The sequence below is a fragment of the Selenomonas sp. GACV-9 genome (genome assembly GCA_900116485.1).
GTDB lineage: Bacteria > Bacillota > Negativicutes > Selenomonadales > Selenomonadaceae > Selenomonas_A > Selenomonas_A ruminantium_G.
Genome location: FPAX01000008.1, coordinates 18064 through 35823, shown reverse-complemented (window position 1 = coordinate 35823; position 17760 = coordinate 18064). Strand labels below are relative to the sequence as shown.

13 protein-coding genes are annotated in these 17760 nt (G+C 54.7%); 11 read left to right on the top strand and 2 right to left on the bottom strand.

Annotated elements, in window-relative coordinates:
- Window positions 1–7 precede the first annotated feature (7 nt).
- The 6 genes from BM322_RS08230 to BM322_RS08205 all read left to right on the top strand — a co-directional run bounded on the left by BM322_RS08230 (window position 8) and on the right by BM322_RS08205 (window position 9969).
- A complete protein-coding gene (locus tag BM322_RS08230) occupies window positions 8–2017 on the top strand; it encodes a DHH family phosphoesterase (RefSeq protein WP_075429538.1) in 2010 nt (669 codons plus the stop codon).
- Entirely contained in the window at window positions 1989–2432 is a 444-nt protein-coding gene (rplI, locus tag BM322_RS08225; protein WP_075429537.1) for a 50S ribosomal protein L9, read from the top strand. The genes BM322_RS08230 and rplI overlap by 29 nt, the downstream gene beginning before the upstream one ends.
- A gap of 4 nt (window positions 2433–2436) precedes the next feature.
- Window positions 2437–4410 carry a Lon family ATP-dependent protease gene (lonC, locus tag BM322_RS08220; protein ID WP_075429536.1) on the top strand — a complete coding sequence of 658 codons (1974 nt, stop codon included), beginning with the start codon at window positions 2437–2439 and terminating at the stop codon, window positions 4408–4410.
- A gap of 24 nt (window positions 4411–4434) precedes the next feature.
- Complete coding sequence (gene dnaB / locus BM322_RS08215; protein ID WP_177220842.1) at window positions 4435–5763, top strand: replicative DNA helicase; 1329 nt, start codon at window positions 4435–4437, stop codon at window positions 5761–5763.
- Between the two features lie 840 nt (window positions 5764–6603).
- The gene (locus tag BM322_RS08210) at window positions 6604–8448 is read left to right on the top strand and encodes a glucose PTS transporter subunit IIA (RefSeq protein ID WP_075429535.1); all 1845 of its coding nucleotides are present in this window, start codon (window positions 6604–6606) and stop codon (window positions 8446–8448) included.
- A 66-nt stretch (window positions 8449–8514) separates the two neighbouring features.
- Window positions 8515–9969 (top strand): glycoside hydrolase family 32 protein, encoded by a 1455-nt coding sequence (locus BM322_RS08205; protein ID WP_075429533.1) that lies wholly within the window; start codon window positions 8515–8517, stop codon window positions 9967–9969.
- Between the two features lie 85 nt (window positions 9970–10054).
- On the opposite strand, the gene BM322_RS08200 is transcribed toward BM322_RS08205, so the two are convergent.
- Together BM322_RS08200 and BM322_RS08195 are read right to left on the bottom strand one after the other, a co-directional pair.
- Window positions 10055–10288 carry a ferredoxin gene (locus BM322_RS08200; protein ID WP_075429532.1) on the bottom strand — a complete coding sequence of 78 codons (234 nt, stop codon included), beginning with the start codon at window positions 10286–10288 and terminating at the stop codon, window positions 10055–10057.
- A gap of 341 nt (window positions 10289–10629) precedes the next feature.
- Window positions 10630–11073, bottom strand: coding sequence for an Rrf2 family transcriptional regulator (locus tag BM322_RS08195; RefSeq protein WP_075429531.1), 444 nt, complete (start codon window positions 11071–11073; stop codon window positions 10630–10632).
- A gap of 234 nt (window positions 11074–11307) precedes the next feature.
- Between BM322_RS08195 and cysK the strand changes: the two genes are divergently transcribed.
- From cysK to BM322_RS08170, 5 genes are all read left to right on the top strand, one after another.
- A complete protein-coding gene (cysK, locus tag BM322_RS08190) occupies window positions 11308–12240 on the top strand; it encodes a cysteine synthase A (protein ID WP_075429529.1) in 933 nt (310 codons plus the stop codon).
- Window positions 12241–12401: 161 nt separating this feature from the next.
- A complete protein-coding gene (trkA, locus tag BM322_RS08185; RefSeq protein ID WP_075429527.1) occupies window positions 12402–13754 on the top strand; it encodes a Trk system potassium transporter TrkA in 1353 nt (450 codons plus the stop codon).
- Between the two features lie 3 nt (window positions 13755–13757).
- Entirely contained in the window at window positions 13758–15233 is a 1476-nt protein-coding gene (locus tag BM322_RS08180) for a TrkH family potassium uptake protein (RefSeq protein ID WP_075429525.1), read from the top strand.
- A gap of 3 nt (window positions 15234–15236) precedes the next feature.
- Window positions 15237–16688 (top strand): TrkH family potassium uptake protein, encoded by a 1452-nt coding sequence (locus BM322_RS08175; RefSeq protein ID WP_075429523.1) that lies wholly within the window; start codon window positions 15237–15239, stop codon window positions 16686–16688.
- A gap of 27 nt (window positions 16689–16715) precedes the next feature.
- Window positions 16716–17657 (top strand): AEC family transporter, encoded by a 942-nt coding sequence (locus BM322_RS08170; RefSeq protein ID WP_075429521.1) that lies wholly within the window; start codon window positions 16716–16718, stop codon window positions 17655–17657.
- Window positions 17658–17760: the final 103 nt, after the last annotated feature.

Sequence of the window (17760 nt, the reverse complement as noted above, 5' to 3'; positions counted from 1 at the left end):
AGGCGTTATGCCACGAAATCTGTCGGCTTGGATCGACCTGACCATTCATCTGATTATCATGCTGGTATTGGTCATGGTGCTTTCCTGTTATAATGAATACATTGCTGCGATTGCCGGTGTAGTATGGCTGGCCCTGGCCTCCTTTGCGCGTGAGCGTTGTGCCGACCGGGCCAAACGCTTTGAGCGCTACTGCCGCAATGTCGTGGAAAATATCAATGTGATGGTCAATTATGCGGTGGAGGAACTGCCGCAGGCGGTGATCATCGTTACTGAAGATGGGCGTATCCAGTGGACGAATTCCCGTCTCAAGGGCTATGTCGGCAGTGAGCCGGATCTCGATACCGATATCACGGATATCTGGCCCGGTATCATCATCGCCCCTGTCTGGGGGCAGGAAGGCGAATATATCTTTGCCCATGAGGATAAGTATTATCAGGTTCGTTACCGTCCTGTGAAGATGGCCCCACGCCAGCAGCAGCTCATGGCTCTTTATGTGCAGGATGTTACGGCACATGAGAATCTGCGCTTGACTTACAAGGAGAGCCGGACCGTACTTATCTATATCCAGATCGATAATTACGACGAGGTCATGCAGGGACAGTCAGAGGCGGAACGCACTTCGCTGCTGCTGGCGGTCAATCAGACTCTCGATAAATGGATGAAGAATCTCGGCGGTTTTATGCGCCGTGTGTCGGAAGATCTCTATGTGGTGGTCATCACGCGTGCGGCGCTGGACCAGGCCATGAGTGAACGTTTTGATGTTCTCGATAAGGCACGGCAGCTGCAGAGTACGAACCGCTTGCCAGTGACGCTCTCGATGGGTGTTGCTGTGGCTGACAGCCAATCGCTGGCGGAAATGGGCAGCCAGGCACAGGCTTGCCTGGATTTGGCACTGGGCCGTGGCGGTGACCAGGTGGCAGTGCTCATCGATGGCAAGACACAGTTCTTCGGCGGCCGGGCCAAGGCGGTGGAGAAACACACGCGCGTCAAGGCGCGTGTCGTTGCCCATGCAGTCAAGGAAATCATGGATGGGGCCGATGAGGTTTATGTCATGGGCCACCATAACGAAGACTTCGACTGCTTTGGTGCAGCCATGGGCGTGGTCAAGATGGCTCGCGTGCTCGATAAGCCGGTACATATCGTGTTGTCGGATATGAATGAGGGCATTGATAAGTTTACCGACTTGCTACAGGGCAAGGAGGAGTACGAAGATATCTTTGTGCGGGCTGAAGATCTCACGACGATGACGGCGCTCAATCCGGTGCTCATTGTCGTCGATACCCATATCCCGCATCTTGTAGCTGATCCGACGCTGTTAGAGCGTATCCAGCAGGTGATTGTCATCGACCATCACCGCCGCAGTGAGAATTTCATCAAGAATCCACTGCTTGTCTACATTGAGCCGGCGGCCAGCTCCACTAGTGAGCTCGTCACAGAGCTTATGGCGTATTTCAGCGATGATCTGATGTTATCACGGCTTGAGGCAACGGCGTTGTATTCAGGCATAGTGGTCGACACGAAAAACTTTACGGTCCAGACTGGTGTGCGCACCTTCGATGCGGCGGCCTATTTGCGCCGCAGTGGTGCTGATCCCGTCATGGTGCGTCATCTGTTCCGGTCCGATTATGAAACGACGGTGGCGCTGGCCAAGACTGAGGCTCGCTCGGAGCTCTATGCCGGGGGGTTGATCGTTTCATATATCCCTGAGACGATAGCCAATATCCAGGTAATAGCCGCGCAAGCTGCTGATTCGTTGCTGCGCATCGAAAATGTTTGTATGAGCATTGTCGTTTTCCAACTGTCTAATGATGTGGTGGGAATCAGTGCTCGCTCGACTGGTGATATGAATGTGCAGGTCATCATGGAGGCTTTTGGCGGCGGTGGTCACCAGAATGTGGCCGGTGCGCAGATTGAAGATGGTGATTTGCAGGAGATCAAGGCGAAAGTCATTGAAGTCAGCAAGAAATATATAGAGGAGAATGATCAAGATGAAAGTAATACTTCAGCAGGACGTTAAAAAACTGGGCAAGAAGGGCGATATCGTCGAGGTATCTGAGGGCTATGGCCGCAACTTCCTGTTGCCGAAGAAGGCTGCTGTGCTGGCTACGGCTGAGAACATGAACGTGGCCAAGGCGCAGGCTGGCTCCAAGGCCCGCAAGGATGCCATGGCAACTGATGAGGCTAAGCTCATGGCGGCACAGCTTGAGAAGGTAGAAGTGACGATTCCCGTAAAGATCGGCGAGGGCGGCAAGCTCTTCGGTTCGGTTACGGGCAAGGATGTTTCGGAGGCCCTCAAGAAGAGCAACATCGACATCGACAAGCGCAAGATTTCCCTCAAGGGCGATGTCACGGGCGTTGGTGTTTATGAAGCCGTCATCAAGGTGCATCCGTCTATCACGAGCACGATCAAGATCAATGTGGTAGCTGGCTGATAGTATGGATTTCTTCAAAAATATCTTCAGCATATTCCATAAGAAAGAGGAGCAGGCTATGCCTGCTCCTGCTAGTCATGAAGAGCCTATCGACCGCGAGATCGATGCGCTCTATGCGGTACTCGTCGATATCATGGGAACGGAAAAGCTCGTCATGAAGGCGGGGAAGATGAAGGCACTGCAGCTCATGCGCTCGGAGAACCGCTGTGACCGTGTGCTGGCACTGCAGCGCATCCTTGACGAGGATCCGCTCATTGCCCCGGCACCGAAGGAGTCCCAGCTGCCAGAGGTCATGGAGCTGTTGTCAGAGCGCACGGCTGATCTTGTGGCGCGCCGCAGTGTCGAGGACCATATCGAGAAAAAGGTCAACGAGAAACTCGAAAAAGAGCATCAGGACTATGTCAACGATATCCGCCGTCAGGTCATCAAGGAAGAGAAGCCCGGGGCCGAGTCGCCGCAGGACAAGAAAAAGCGCAAGAAACTCGAAAAGCTCGAAGAAGTACATCTGACCCAGTCCATCATGGAACTCCTGCGTCCCCAGGATTTCTCGGAAATCGTCGGGCAGGAGCGGGCTGTGAAGTCTTTGATGGCCAAACTGAGCTCCCCGTATCCGCAGCATCTGCTGCTCTACGGACCGCCGGGCGTCGGCAAGACGACGGCGGCACGCTTGGTGCTGGAGGCGGCCAAGAAGAAAGCAGCCTCCCCGTTCTCGGAAGAGGCACCGTTCGTCGAGACCGATGGTACGACACTGCGCTGGGACCCGCGCGATATGACGAATCCGCTGCTGGGTTCCGTGCATGACCCCATCTATCAAGGCGCCCAGCGGAATCTGGCCGACAGTGGTATTCCTGAGCCGAAACCAGGACTGGTCACCGACGCCCATGGCGGCATCCTGTTCATCGACGAGATCGGCGAGATGGATGAGATGCTGCAGAATAAGCTCCTGAAGGTGCTGGAGGACAAGCGGGCCTTCTTTGAGTCGGCTTACTATGATCCGACTGACGAGAAAGTGCCGCCTTATATCCGCAAGCTGTTCGAGGAGGGGGCGCCGGCTGACTTTGTGCTGATCGGTGCGACGACGCGCGATGCCGGCCATATCAATCCGGCGCTGCGTTCGCGCTGTGCAGAAATCTACTTTGAGCCGCTGACGCCGAAACACATCCAGCAGATCGTGCAGAATGCAGCTGCCAAGCTCCATGTCACGATGGCTGATGGTGTGGCTGAGCTCATCAGCGAGTACACCATCGAAGGCCGCAAGGCCATCAACATCCTTGCCGATGCTTACAGCCTGGCACTGGAGAAGTGCGGAGCTGCCGACAGCGTGCCGGTGGAGAAGATCGCTAAGGGCGAAGGCCCCGATGTGGCCATCACCAAGGCCGAGATCTACGAAGTGGCACAGGTCAGCCGCCTGTATCAGTTCGTGACGAAAAAGGCCTCGGACAAGGCTGTGCAGGGCCATGTCTTTGGCCTTGGCGTGGCCGGTTTCCTCGGTTCCGTCATCGAGATCGAGGCCGTAGCCTTCGAGGCTCATGAGAAGGGCAAGGGCACCGTGCGGTTCAATGAGACCGCAGGATCCATGGCCAAGGATTCGGTGTTCAATGCTGCCTCGGTCATGCGTCAGCTGACGGGCAAGGATATCCATGACTATGATATCCATATCAACGTCATTGGCGGCGGCAATATCGACGGCCCGAGTGCCGGTACGGCAATCCTGGCCGTACTCACGAGTGCTGTCACGGGCCGCAGGATCCGGCAGGACGTCGCCGTGACTGGCGAGATCTCCCTGCAGGGACGCGTGCGCCCCGTGGGCGGCGTGTTTGAGAAAGCCTATGGTGCCAAGCAGGCAGGTATCAAGACCTTGATTATCCCGAAGGAAAACGACAAGGATATCCCGAAGGAACATCTGGGCCTTGAAATCCATGCGGTAGAGACTGCTGAAGAGGCATTCGACATCCTGTTCGAACCAGCCGAGGCGTAAGCAGAACAGAAAGGAACTGGGAATATGGCATTGCCAGATCGCGTCCCTCCTCAGAATATCGAGGCCGAGCAGGCCGTTCTGGGAGCGATGCTCATAAAGAAAGAAGCCATCATCGCCGTGCAGGAAATCCTGCTGCCTGATGACTTCTACCGTGAGGCTCACCGCATCGTCTATGAGGCCATGCTGGAGCTTTCGGGCAATGACGAGGCCGTTGACCTCGTCACGCTCACTGAGCAGCTGCGCAAGAGCGAAAAGCTCGAGAAGATTGGCGGCCTGCCATTCATCACGCAGCTGGCCAATGCCGTGCCGACTGCGGCTAACGTGAGCTATCATGCAAAAATCGTCAAGGAAAAGGCTGAGCTCCGCAACCTCATCAATGCGGCAACCGAGATCGCCGGTGCCGCCTATGAGGATACGGATAACGTCGAGAATATCATGGACGAGGCCGAGAAGAAGATTTTGGCCGTCGCCAACCGTCAGAATGGCGGCGCCTTCGAGTCCATGAAGAGCATCGTCATGCGCACCTTTGAGCGCATCAACGTGCTCTATGAATCCAAGGGCGGCCTTACAGGCATCAGCTCGGGATTCAAGGATCTCGATACGCTGACCGCAGGCCTGCAGAAGTCGGACTTGATCCTCGTCGCAGCCCGTCCGTCTATGGGTAAGACGGCCTTCACCCTCAACATTGCCTCGTACGTTGGTCTCCACGGCCACAGTGTCGCGTTCTTCTCGCTCGAAATGAGCAAGGAGCAGCTCATGCAGCGTATGCTCTGCTCTGAAGGTGGCATTGATGCCTCGCGCCTGCGCACGGGGCAGCTCGATGAAGGCGAGTGGAACCATCTCGTTGAGACGGCAGATAAGCTGAGCCGCGCCCCTATCTATATCGACGATACGGCCGGTATCACGGTCATGGATCTGCGCTCCAAGGCCCGCCGGCTCAAGGCCGAGCATGGCCTCGATCTCATCATCATCGATTATCTGCAGCTCATGCAGGGGCGTCCGAGCAAGAACAGCGACAATCGTCAGCAGGAAATCTCGGAAATCTCGCGTTCGCTCAAGGCCTTGGCCCGCGAACTTGATGTGCCGGTCATTGCTCTTTCACAGCTTTCGCGTTCCGTCGAGAGCCGGCAGGTCAAGAAGCCGATGCTTTCCGACTTGCGTGAGTCCGGTTCGCTGGAGCAGGATGCCGATATCGTCATGTTCCTTTATCGTGAGGATTACTACGATAAGGATACAGAAAACAAGAATATCACGGAAATCATTGTCGCCAAGCATCGTAATGGTCCGGTTGACAGCATCTCGCTGTTCTTCCAGAAGGAATTCACGAAATTCCGCGATCTGCTGGTACAGTGACAGATACGAAAATCCGCTGTTCTCCTTTTTCGGGGGCAGCGGTTTTTTTGCAAATTGCAGTTTGTCTGTCAGTGCGAGATTACAATAAGCTTGCTACAGCTCAGCTTGGGTGAGGGTGGGTGCACTTTTTCTTCGCTCCGCTAAATGACCCGCGCTGGCAGGTTGTATGTACCTAGGTACATGCGCCGGGCAGGCCGGCGGCGCGCCAATACATCTGAACGTTCTAGCAATTGCCTGTCGCGTGCCATCCCTCACTGCGTTCGGGCAATCGCTCCGTCTACGAAGAAAGTGTACCCACCCTCGCCCTCCGTTATGTTGGGATAATCCTGCGCTGTTCCGGCGATAGGTCACGAATTACATCGATGTGCTTGCTGCGGGAGCAACGGTTCGTACAAATTCAACCTTCCGTTACCAAAGGGGCGAACGGGGTAGTGCTTCTTTCTGTCTGGAGCGACTGTCCTGCGCAGCAGGACTGGGCCGTAAGCGCATAACCTAGAAAGAGCTATGTACGTCGCGACCTGGTAACGGGAGCAGGTAACTAAGTCCGTAGAACTGGGCGTACGGTCCATTCAGCGGAAACAGAAAAAGTACTACCCCGTGAACCCCGAGCTGCGTATTTTCGGTTTTTCTTCCCGCACGCACTAACAGACAAACTGCAATTTTTGTGGAAATGACGGATTTTGCTTGGTTTTGCTTTTTTTACGGATTTACGCTTGTTTTATGAGATTTTGTCTTGACAAAACCAGTTCCACATATTAGACTAGAAGTATGAAATCGGTCTCATAAAGAAACCATATTGATGTTTTTATATTTTTTAGGAATAATTGGGGAGGTATCATGATGAAAGACATCCGTCTGGACAGCCCGCTGAAAGGTCAGCTGGTGGAACTGAAGGAAGTTAATGATCCGGCATTTGCTGGCGGCGCCATGGGACTTGGTGCTGCGGTAAAGGATCCGGATGGCAAGGTGTATTCGCCGGTTGATGGCGAGATTACCGTCCTGTTCGAGACGAAACATGCAATCGGCATCAAATCAGTAGATGGAGCGGAAATCCTGATTCATGTTGGTCTTGATACGGTGAAGCTGAACGGCGAGCACTTCGAGGCTAAGGTTGCGCAGGGCGACACGGTCAAGAAGGGGCAGCTGCTGCTTGAGTTTGACGAGGCTGCCATCAAGGCTGCCGGCTATGATACGACGACGCCGGTGCTGGTCACGAATGCGGCTGACTTCGGCCAGATCACTGTGGCTCTCGCTGACCAGGAAATCACGTCGTCGGCAGCTGGCAAGAGCGAGGCTGCTGCCAGCGTGGATGACAGTGAGTATGCAGACCTGCCGAAAGAGGCTCGCGTAGCCAAGCTCATCGAGAAGTATGTAGGCGGCATGGACAACGTCCGTAATGCTGAGCATTGTGCAACGCGTCTGCGCCTCATCATCAACGATAAATCCAAGATTGACGAGAAAGCTATCGAAAACATCGACGGTGTCAAAGGCCAGTTCTTTGCTGCTGCCCAGTATCAGATCATTCTCGGCACGGGGTTTGTCGACAAGGTCTTCGCTGAGTTTGTCAAAGGTACGACCTTCAGCGGTGTCAGCAATAAGGAAGAGGCTTATGCACAGATGACGCCGATCCAGAAGATTTCTCGCACCTTCGGTGATGTCTTCGTTCCTATCATCCCGGTTCTCGTTGCAACAGGTTTGTTCATGGGCCTGCGCGGTGCGGCTCAGAGCCTGGGTGTGCAGTTTAGCCCGAACGTGCTGCTGCTGTCCCAGATCCTCACGGATACGGCCTTCATCTTCCTGCCGGCACTGGTCTGCTGGTCGACCATGAAACGCTTTGGCGGCACGCCGGTCATCGGTCTTGTTCTCGGCCTGATGCTCGTCGGACCGCAGCTGCCGAATGCCTGGGCTGTTGCTGGCGGTGATGTCAAGCCAATCCCGATGGATATCTTTGGCATGACGATCGGTATCGTCGGCTATCAGGGCTCGGTCCTGCCGGCACTCGTTCTCGGTATCTTTGCAGCTAAGCTCCAGAAGGCACTCAAGTCCTTCGTTCCCGATATTATCGATCTTATCGTTACGCCGTTTATCACGCTGTTCGTTTCGATGATCCTCGGTATCCTCATCGTTGGCCCGATCATGCACTCGCTGGAGACGACCATCTTCGGTGCTGTCTCGGCTTTCCTGCAGATGCCAATGGGCATTGGTGGCTTCATCGTTGGCGGCCTGCAGCAGGTTATCGTTGTATTCGGTGTTCATCATGTATTCAATGCGCTGGAAGTCCAGCTGCTGGCTACGACTGGTGTTGACCCGTTCAATGCCATCATCACGGGCGCTATCGTTGCTCAGGGTGGTGCAGCTGTCGCTGTTGCCCTGAAGACCCAGGACAAGAAGAAACGCGCTCTCTACATTTCCTCGGCTGTTCCAGCCTTCCTGGGCATCACGGAGCCGGCTATCTTCGGTATCAATCTCCGTTTCATGAAGCCGTTCCTCTATGCACTGGTCGGCGGCGCTTTTGCTGGCGGTGTGGCAAGCTTCATGCACTTGGCTGGTACGGGCATGGGTATCACGGTTCTGCCGGGTACGCTCCTGTATCTCGATCATCTGCTTGAGTATCTCATCGTAAATGCCATTGGCTTTGGCATTGCTTTCGGCCTGACTTTCACGCTGTTCACGCCGGAGGAATAAGACAGCCAACACAGGGGCCTTCCTCGTATGGGGAAGGCTTTCCGTGTCGGAAAGGGGAGATTCATTATGGAAAAATTCGATAAGAAAGCTATCGACGCCAGGCTGGCACAGGGATTCCCCCTCGAGCACCGCTGGCATAACCGTTTCCATCTGGAAATGCCGTTTGGCCTGATCAACGATCCCAATGGCCTCACTTATCATGAGGGGGCCTATCATATCTTCTATCAGTGGAATCCGCTGGGCTGTGAGCACAAGAACAAGTGCTGGGCCCATGTGAAGACGCGGGACTTCGTGCATTATACGCGTCCGGAGCTCTCGCTCTGGCCCGACGATGTCCATGACAAGGATGGCTGCTATTCAGGCTGCGGCCTTTCGGAGAAGGGGCATCTTCGTGTGCTCTATACCTGCAACCGCAAGGAAGGCAGTGTGCGCATTCCCGCGCAGCGCTTGGGTACATTGCAGGAAGATGGCAGCGTCCGCAAGGATGAGATCATCATTCCTGATCATCCGGAGGGCATCACGGGGCATTTCCGTGATCCGTTCCTGTTTTCGCGTCATGGTCGCCGCTATCTGGTGATTGGCGCTCAGCGGGCGGAAAATGAGACGGGCACGGTGCTCGTCTATGAGGAACGCGAGGGCAGCTGGTACAATCTTGGCGAGGTGCATACGCGGCTCGGTGATTTTGGTTACATGTGGGAATGCCCGAACCTGTTGCAGTTTGGCAACTATGATGTGCTGGTGTTCTGCCCGCAGGGCCTTGAGGCGCGGGAGTATGATCGTCAGAATATCTATCAGGCTGGCTATATTGCAGGGCACTTGTCCCTCGACAGCATGGATATGATGCAGCATACGAAGTTCCAGGAACTTGACCGCGGGTTTGACTTCTATGCACCGCAGGTCTTTGAGCATGAGGGCCGCCATCTGCTGCTTGGCTGGATGGGCATGCCCGATAAGGACGATGACTATCCGTCGAAGGAAAAGGGCTGGATGTACAGTCTGACCCTGCCGCGTGAGCTGCGTCTGCGCCAGGGCCATATATACTCGCGCCCGGCTCGGGAGCTACGCGATCTGCGCATCCAGGAATCGGCGGTGGAAATCGATAAGTCAGAGGTCAGCAGCCTCAGCCAGACCCTCTTCGATGGTTCGGAGATTTTGCTGGAGATCGAGCTGGGACAGGCGAAACAGATTGAGGTCATGCTTAACTATGGCCTTGAGCGGTTGAGCTTCCAATATGATCGGGTACAGCAGGTCATGGTCATCAATCGCGATGACATGAAGCGCGGTGGCCGTGGACAGCGCAAATTCAAGCTGTTCGTTGACCAGTCGCTGTCCTTGCAGCTGTTTGTGGACAAGACGGCAGTGGAAGCTTTCTTCCAGCATGGTGAAGAAGCTGCAAGCCTGCTGGTCTTCCCTGAGAAGAACATACAGCCAGAGCTTGAAATCCAGACGGATGTGTCGTTAGCGTCTGTGACTGGCAAGGTCTGGGCATTGGATTCCTTCAAATATCAGCTGAATTCGTAAAAAGCATATGAATAAGCCCCTGAAACATTCGTTTCAGGGGCTTATTCATGTCAGAAAAACGGCTAAAGCCGAATCTCAATGGGGATCAGTTGTTTACTGCACGATCCTCGTGCGGGGCCGTCAATGGAATCCGGCGAATCCGTTCAAAGGGGATTGAATCGAACGAATAGCGGATGTCGAGATACGCATCTGAACGGTTAAATATAATCTTTTTAAGGGGGAACTTAGCGGATTTCTTTATCTGTTCAATATAGTACTGCGCATCTTCCGCAGAAAACGGGCCATTGGCGATGATAACGCGAACGTTATCGATTAACATGGGAGAACACCTCCAACAAAATACAGTCAATCAGCTGCCAGCCTTGGGAAGGGCCTATGAGTAGGACTCATGGGCAGCATTGTTCTTGTTGTTAGCGATGCAGAGGGATAGGGGCGTATCCTTCAACAACTTATTTAGCATTATACTATAGTTTGCAGGGGTTGTGAAGTAACCGGAAGACGCACTTTGACCGAAAAGTCCTGTATTTTGCGGTGTTATCCCTCTTGAAGCGCCTTTAGCAACAAAAAACGCCGATTTATGCGTTTTTTCGGCGTTTTTTGTGTATACAAAAGACAAATATAGGCAAAATTGGTCAATGTCCGTCAAGAATAAGCAGCCAATCAGATGAAATACATCAAGCTGTCGGCTTCTTTTTGGGCATCGATGGCCGTAAGGATATCGTCGAGACGGACGTTGGCAAGTGTCTCCTTGATGTTCGCGTCAAGCGGGTCGAAGACCTTGACGGCCAGTGCCCGGTCAAGGGCGGGCATCTTCTCGGAGGCCGGTGCGGCTTTTTCCATCAGCGAGAGTTCGATGGAGGCCAGGATGTCATAGGCGCTGATCGTGCGTGGCTCGCGTGCCAGCTGATAGCCGCCTTGGGAGCCTTTGATGGAATTGACGAGCTGGGCGCGCTTGAGCAGGGAAAAGACCTGCTCAAGATAAATCTTGGAAATGCCAAGCTTCTCGGAGATACTGATGATGGTGACCGGCGAACCAGCTGCATAGTTGCGTGCGAGATAGGTCATTGCAGCGAGGCCGTAACGGCCTTTGGCAGAAATTTTCATGAACAATCCCTCATTTCTAATGGTAGACAGTAGGTGATAACTATATAAATGATATGTAATATTTGTTTACTATATCATAGTAAACAAGGTGGAAAAAGTCAATGTTGAAAACGAAACCTGAAAATTTACATTGACAAGATGGTGATGCTGTGTTAATATGTAAACATATTAATCATATATGTTTTAATCTATGTAAAGATAAACTGTCAATAATCAATTATGGAGGCGTTTCTTATGGGTAAGATCTACAACAGCGTAACGGAACTGATTGGCGGCACGCCGCTGCTCAAGGCGAATAATTTCATCAAGGCCAATGATCTCAAGGCCAACATCTTCGTCAAGCTCGAGTATTTCAATCCGGCTGGTTCGGTCAAGGACCGCATTGCCAAGGCGATGATTGAGCAGGCAGAGAAGGAAGGCAAGCTGAGCAAGGACTCGGTCATCATCGAGCCGACCTCTGGCAATACGGGTATCGGTCTTGCCAGCTTTGCCGCTGCCCGCGGTTATAAGGCTATCCTCACGATGCCGGAGACGATGAGCGTGGAGCGCCGCAATCTGCTCAAGGCCTATGGTGCCCAGATCGTGCTGACTGATGGTTCGAAGGGCATGAAAGGAGCTATCGAGAAGGCCGAGGAGCTGGCCAAGGAAACGCCGAATTCGTTTATCCCGTCGCAGTTTACGAATCAAGCTAACCCTGCTGCACATGAGGCAACGACGGGACCGGAGATTTGGGAGGATACCGAGGGCCAGGTCGATGCCTTTGTCGCTGGTGTCGGTACGGGCGGTACGCTGACGGGCGTGGCTCGCTATCTCAAGAAACAGAAACAGGATGTCCATATCGTGGCCGTAGAGCCGGCAACGAGCCCGGTTCTCTCCAAGGGCCAGGCTGGCCCGCATAAGATCCAGGGCATCGGTGCTGGTTTCGTGCCGGCTACGCTCGATACATCGGTCTACGATGAAGTCATCGCGATTGCCAATGAGGATTCGTTCAAGTTCGGCCGTCAGTTTTCCCATAGCGAGGGTATCCTGATCGGTATTTCCTCGGGTGCAGCTCTGGCAGCTGCTGTCGAGCTTGCTCAGCGTCCGGAGTATGCTGGTAAGAATATCGTCGTGCTGCTGCCCGATACGGGTGACAGATATCTGTCGACGGAGCTGTTTGCTGAATAAGACAGGAATAGGGAAGCGCTGCGAGCAAAATGCAGGACATTTTGCCGCAGCGCTTTTTTGTGCCGAGGGGCCAAGTCTTTATTACGATATTTGTATGTGTTATAATACCCGTAGTATAAGGGATGATTCTATATATATAGTAGAGATAGAGGGGATTTTCGTTGCGCATCGTAGTAGTGGGGGCAGGCAAGCTGGGATACAGCATTGCTGAGCTGCTGTCAAAAGAACAATTTGATGTGGTTGTCGTCGATCAGGACGAGAGCCAGCTGGAGGCGGCCAAGAATACGCTGGATGTATTGACGATTGCCGCCAATGGTGCCAGCCCGATAACGATGAATGACCCGGATATCCGTGACTCGGATATCCTGATTGCGGTGACGGCCAGCGATGAGGTCAACATGGTCAGCTGCATCCTGGCGAAGAAACACGGTGTCAAGCATACGATTGCGCGTATCCGCGATATGCAGTTCATGAGCGAGGCCAAGGATTACCTGAAGCAGAACTTCGACATTGACTTGATGCTCAATCCGGAGCTTATCACGGCCAACGAGATCAATCGTATCCTGATGACGCCAGCAGCGCTCGATGTGGAGGATTTTGCCCATGGCAAGATTCGTCTTTTCGAGACCAAGGTGCAGCGCAAGTCGCCGCTGGCGCGCATCCCGCTCAAGGAAATCCAGCTGCCGAAGGGCGTGCTGGCTGGTATGATCTTTCGCGATCACCGCATGATCATACCCCATGGTGATGACTGCCTGCTGCCGCATGACAATGCCTATTTCATTGGCATCCCCGAGGAAATCGAGAAGTTCAGCCAAAGCTTCGTGCAGCGCGATGCGCGCAAGCTGCATCGCGTGCTGATTATCGGTGCGGGCCGTGCCGGCCGGTCGCTGGCGGCGATGTTTGACAAGCAGGATGTCCATGTGAAGATCATCGATCAGGACCGTGAGCGCTGCCAGCAGGTGGCAGCAAAGCTCGTCAACGGTATCGCTATCTGCGGCGATGGCACGGATATCGACCTGCTGCTCGAAGAAGGCGTAGCGGAGGCCGATGTTGTGGTCTGCCTGACTGAGGATGATAAGCTCAATCTGATGCTGGCGCTTTTAGCGCGCCATCTGTCGGGTAACAAGACCAAGACGGTGGTGCGCGTAGCCCGCAACGAATACGTGGAACTCATGGAAAAGGTCGGTGTTGATATCGTTCTGTCGGCACGCCTGCTTTCAGCTAGTGAGGTGCTGGCTTTTGCGCGCCGTGGCGGTGTCGTATCGGTATCGCTGCTGGAGGGTGCCAAGGCAGAGGCTGTCGAAGTCATCGTGCAGCAGGGCGCGCCTGTGGCTGGCAAGCGGCTCATGGATGTCAAGCTGCCGCGTGAATGTCTGGTCTGCGCCTACGTGCGTGATGGCGAGGCCGTAATCCCAAATGGTAATACGGTACTGCAGCCAGGCGACCGCACGATCCTCTTCATCCAGACGAAGTTTTCGCAGAAGGTCATCCAGTATTTCAAGGGCAAGGAGTAGGCTATGGATCTGACGGAAAAAGGCAACGGCTGGGAGCTTTTTTGGCTGCTTATGGGGCGCATAGCAACCGTTATGGGGCTGGCGATGTTCGTGCCATTTGCTGCGGCGCTGATCTGGCGGGAGCCGGAAGCCTGGCTGTTCCTGATGCCGGCGGGATTCTCGCTGGCTTTAGGTGTCGGCATGACCCGGCTGGGAGCGGAGCATATGCGCCAGATGGCAATTCGCGAAGGCGTCCTGTTCATGGTGCTGGTCTGGCCACTCATGGGCTTTGTTGGCTTGATGCCCTACTATATCTCAGGATTGCTGCCGGATTTTTCGGCGGCTTTTTTTGAAAGTATCTCATCGCTGACGACGACAGGACTTTCGTGCCTGCCCTTTGACACCTTGGGGCTGCCGCGCTCCCTGCGTCTCTGGCAGGCCATCATGAGCTGGATTGGCGGGCTGATGTTTGTGGTGGTGCTGGTGACGGTGCTGCCTCAGGTCAGTGGCTGTTTCGGACTGACGCTGACGGCTCGGCAGACAATCTTCTTCAGTCCGGTCTGGAACCGCATGAGCCAGTCGGTACATCAGGGCGTGAGTGTCTATGCACTGCTGACGCTCTTGGCGGCGGGGCTGTTCTATCTGGCCGGTCTGCCCGTTGAGGAGTCGCTGATGCGCGGCATGATAGCGCTGTCGTCCAGCGGCGGCAGTTCGGTGACGAGCTTCATGGCCTATGACAATGTCTGGCTGGAGCTGGCAGCGGGGATTGCGATGGTCTTGGCCGGCATGAATCTGCTGCTCTGCTGGAAGGCCTGGAACCGCAAGAGTATCTGGCTGCTCTGGCAGGATGCAGAGCTGCGTGGCTTTTTTGCCATCTTGGGCGTTGCTGGTCTGGCGGTTTCCCTGCACCTTTATGCGCAGGACTGCTATACGCTTGCAAGCAGCCTGCGCTATGGTTTCTTCCAGGTGGCTTCGTTCCTGTCAACCAATGGTTTTGCTTCGGCGAGCTTTTGGTTCTGGCCGGATTTTGACCGCTATGTGCTGTTCCTGCTGGTGTTTGTGGGCGGCTGCATCGGTTCAGCTGGTGGCGGACTCAAGGTCATGCGCATTCTCGTGCTTTTTCGCATGACGCGGGCCGAGATCCATCGGACGCTGCACCCGCATATGGTGGTCAGCGTCAAGGTGGATGGCCTGCCGGTACCGGCCAAGATCGTGGGACGTATCCTGGCGTTCTTTTTCCTGTACGTCTCAATCTTCATGGTGTTTTCGCTGATCTTGTCGGGAACGGGGATTGACTTGATGCAGTCGATGGGGCTGGCGGCTGGCTGCTTGACGAGTACGGGCTCGACGGCAGCTCTCGTGGGCATGGGCAGCCTGCATTTCCTGCCGGCCTGGGCCAAGCTGGCATGCAGCCTGCTCATGGTCATCGGCCGCATCGAGATTTTCTCCTTCCTGATCCTGCTGGATCTAGGCGCACGTGCTGTGCGCCAGAAATGGTGACTTATGGATTTACGAATCGTTTATTATATCCTCGGACGGCTGGTGGTGGCTGAGACCGCGATCATGCTGGTTCCCTTCGGTATTTCGTTATATAATGGCGAAGAATGCACGGCTGGGTTCGCTGCTGCCTTGGCAATCTGTGCCTTGGTGGGGATTGAACTGCGCCTGCATGGCCGCGTGCGCGTCGAGCGGCTGACCATGCGTGAAGGCGTGGCTATCACGGGTATCGGCTGGATACTGGCAACGGCCCTTGGTATGCTGCCATACCTTTGTGGTGGTTATCTGGGCCTTCTCGATGCATTGTTTGAGAGCATCTCGGGGTTCACGGGAACGGGTGCTACGGTCATGGAGAATCTGTCTTCCCTGCCGTCAGCCATCCTGTTCTGGCGCATGATGACCCATTGGTTTGGCGGCCTTGGCATCATCGTCATCTTCATTGCCCTGTTGCCGCAGACGGGGCAGAGTACCATCTATATGTATAATGCGGAAACGACTGGCCCGACGCGTGAGCGCGTGCTGCCGCGGCTGCGGGATATGACCAAGACGCTGTTCCAGATGTATATGATATTCACGTTGTCGGCGACGGTCATCTACATGCTTTGCGGCTTGTCATTGATGGAGGCCATCACCCATGCGCTTAGTACCATTGGCACGGGCGGTTTTTCGACCTATGATGACAGTGCGATGCATTTTGACAATGTGGCGCTGGAGGCCTGGATGACCTTCTTCATGATCCTGGCGGGGGGCAACTTCGGTCTCTACTATCGCATCTGGCGCAAAGGGCCGGGGGTCATCCGCCACAATACGGAATTCAAGGCCTATATAGGCCTTGAGCTGGCGGCCATGCTGCTCATTGCAGTCAACTTGATACAGGCGATGGGCATAAGTCCTGCTGAGGCAATCCGTTATGCGAGCTTCCAGGTGGGGTCGATCTCGACGACGGGCTTTGTTTCCACGGATTTCGATCAGTGGCCGGGCTTTTCGAAAGGCGTCTTGATGCTGCTTATGGTTTGCGGCGGCTGCGCTGGCTCGACGGCCAGCGGCGTCAAGGTCAGCCGCATGGTCCTGCTCGTCAAGAATGCCTGGGCAGTCGTGCATCAGAAGCTTTCACCACGGCGCGTCGTCGAGGTCCGCATGAATGGCAGCAAGGTCGATGAAGAAACCTTGCTACGCGTGGGCCAGTTCTTCTTCCTCTATATATTCTGCATTGTCTTCTTTGCCCTGCTGTTGACCTTGGACGGATTGAAGATCTTTGATTCGCTGGGCATCAGCATGACGGTCATGGGCAATGTGGGGCCGGCCTTTGGCGTGGCGGGGGCGACCTGCACCTATGCCGGCGGCTCGGTGTTTGCCAAGAGCATCCTGTGCATCGAGATGCTCTTGGGCCGTTTGGAAATGTTTACGCTACTGGTCATGCTCTCGCCGGATTTTTGGCAGAAGGGCAATCGCTGGTGATAGGGATTTGTGGAAGGGGAGTTTGTTTTGCTGAGCAATCTGTTTGTGGCCATCGGTGCGGTGGTGCCACTGTTCTGCTTGATGCTTATCGGTGTATTCGTCAAGCGTTCCAAGCTTATGACGGATGAGGAACTCGTACATATGAACCGCATGGTTTTCCGCGTGTTCTTCTTTTTCATGATGTTCTTCAATATCTATACGGCCGATTTGGCGACGACTTTGCGGCCGCGGCTCATGCTGTTCGGTGCAGGCGGCGTGCTGGCAACGCTTTTGCTGGCGACCTTCTTCGTCTGCCGTTTCGAGCCATCGAATAAGCGGCGCGGGGCCATGATACAGGCCATCTTCCGCAGCAACTTCGTTCTCATGGGCATCCCGCTGGTGGGCAATATCTTCGGTGCCGATCAGCTGGCCATCCCGACGATGATGATTGCCGTCATCATTCCTATCTACAACATCGCGGCGGTCTTTGTGCTGGAGACTTTCCGGGGCGGCAGGTTCCATCTGGCCGGTATCCTGCTCGGCGTGCTCAAGAATCCGATGATACTTGGTGCACTGGTGGCCGTGGCCTTCCTGCTGGTGGGGCTCCCGGTGCCCAAGCCAATCCTCACGCCAATCGGTCAGGTGGCGGCGGCCACGACGCCGGTTGCCTTGATTATCCTTGGGGCATCCTTCAAAGGCGGCAGTTTCCACGATCATCTGCCGCAGCTTATCTCCTGCGTGACAGCGCGTCTGATCATTGCCCCGGGCATCCTGCTCGGCCTGGCTGTCTGGCTGGGATTCCGCGATATGGAGCTTATCACGCTGCTCTCCATATTTGCCTCGCCGTGTGCCGTGGCGAGCTTTGCCATGGCCCAGCAGATGAACAGCGATGCTGATCTTGCAGGCAACTGCGTGGTTTACACGAGTGCTTTGTCGTGCCTTACCTTGTTTGGCTGGGTGTTTACGCTCAAGACGCTGGGGCTGTTCTGACGGGTTTGTTATATTGACGCTTATTGTCATGTCCGATATAATGATAGAGGTATACTTTTGATGAGAATCCCGACAGGGATGCGATAAAGCGATGGAATAGGAG

Bases quoted from the DNA above. Each gene is read 5' to 3' on its own strand.
- BM322_RS08175 (WP_075429523.1), top strand. From the start codon at position 15,237: ATGGATTTACGAATCGTTTATTATATCCTCGGACGGCTGGTGGTGGCT.
- BM322_RS08180 (WP_075429525.1), top strand. From the start codon at position 13,758: ATGGATCTGACGGAAAAAGGCAACGGCTGGGAGCTTTTTTGGCTGCTT.
- BM322_RS08210 (WP_075429535.1), top strand. From the start codon at position 6,604: ATGAAAGACATCCGTCTGGACAGCCCGCTGAAAGGTCAGCTGGTGGAA.
- lonC (WP_075429536.1), top strand. From the start codon at position 2,437: ATGGATTTCTTCAAAAATATCTTCAGCATATTCCATAAGAAAGAGGAG.
- BM322_RS08205 (WP_075429533.1), top strand. From the start codon at position 8,515: ATGGAAAAATTCGATAAGAAAGCTATCGACGCCAGGCTGGCACAGGGA.
- rplI (WP_075429537.1), top strand. From the start codon at position 1,989: ATGAAAGTAATACTTCAGCAGGACGTTAAAAAACTGGGCAAGAAGGGC.
- BM322_RS08200 (WP_075429532.1), bottom strand. From the start codon at position 10,288: ATGTTAATCGATAACGTTCGCGTTATCATCGCCAATGGCCCGTTTTCT.
- dnaB (WP_177220842.1), top strand. From the start codon at position 4,435: ATGGCATTGCCAGATCGCGTCCCTCCTCAGAATATCGAGGCCGAGCAG.
- cysK (WP_075429529.1), top strand. From the start codon at position 11,308: ATGGGTAAGATCTACAACAGCGTAACGGAACTGATTGGCGGCACGCCG.
- BM322_RS08230 (WP_075429538.1), top strand. From the start codon at position 8: ATGCCACGAAATCTGTCGGCTTGGATCGACCTGACCATTCATCTGATT.
- BM322_RS08195 (WP_075429531.1), bottom strand. From the start codon at position 11,073: ATGAAAATTTCTGCCAAAGGCCGTTACGGCCTCGCTGCAATGACCTAT.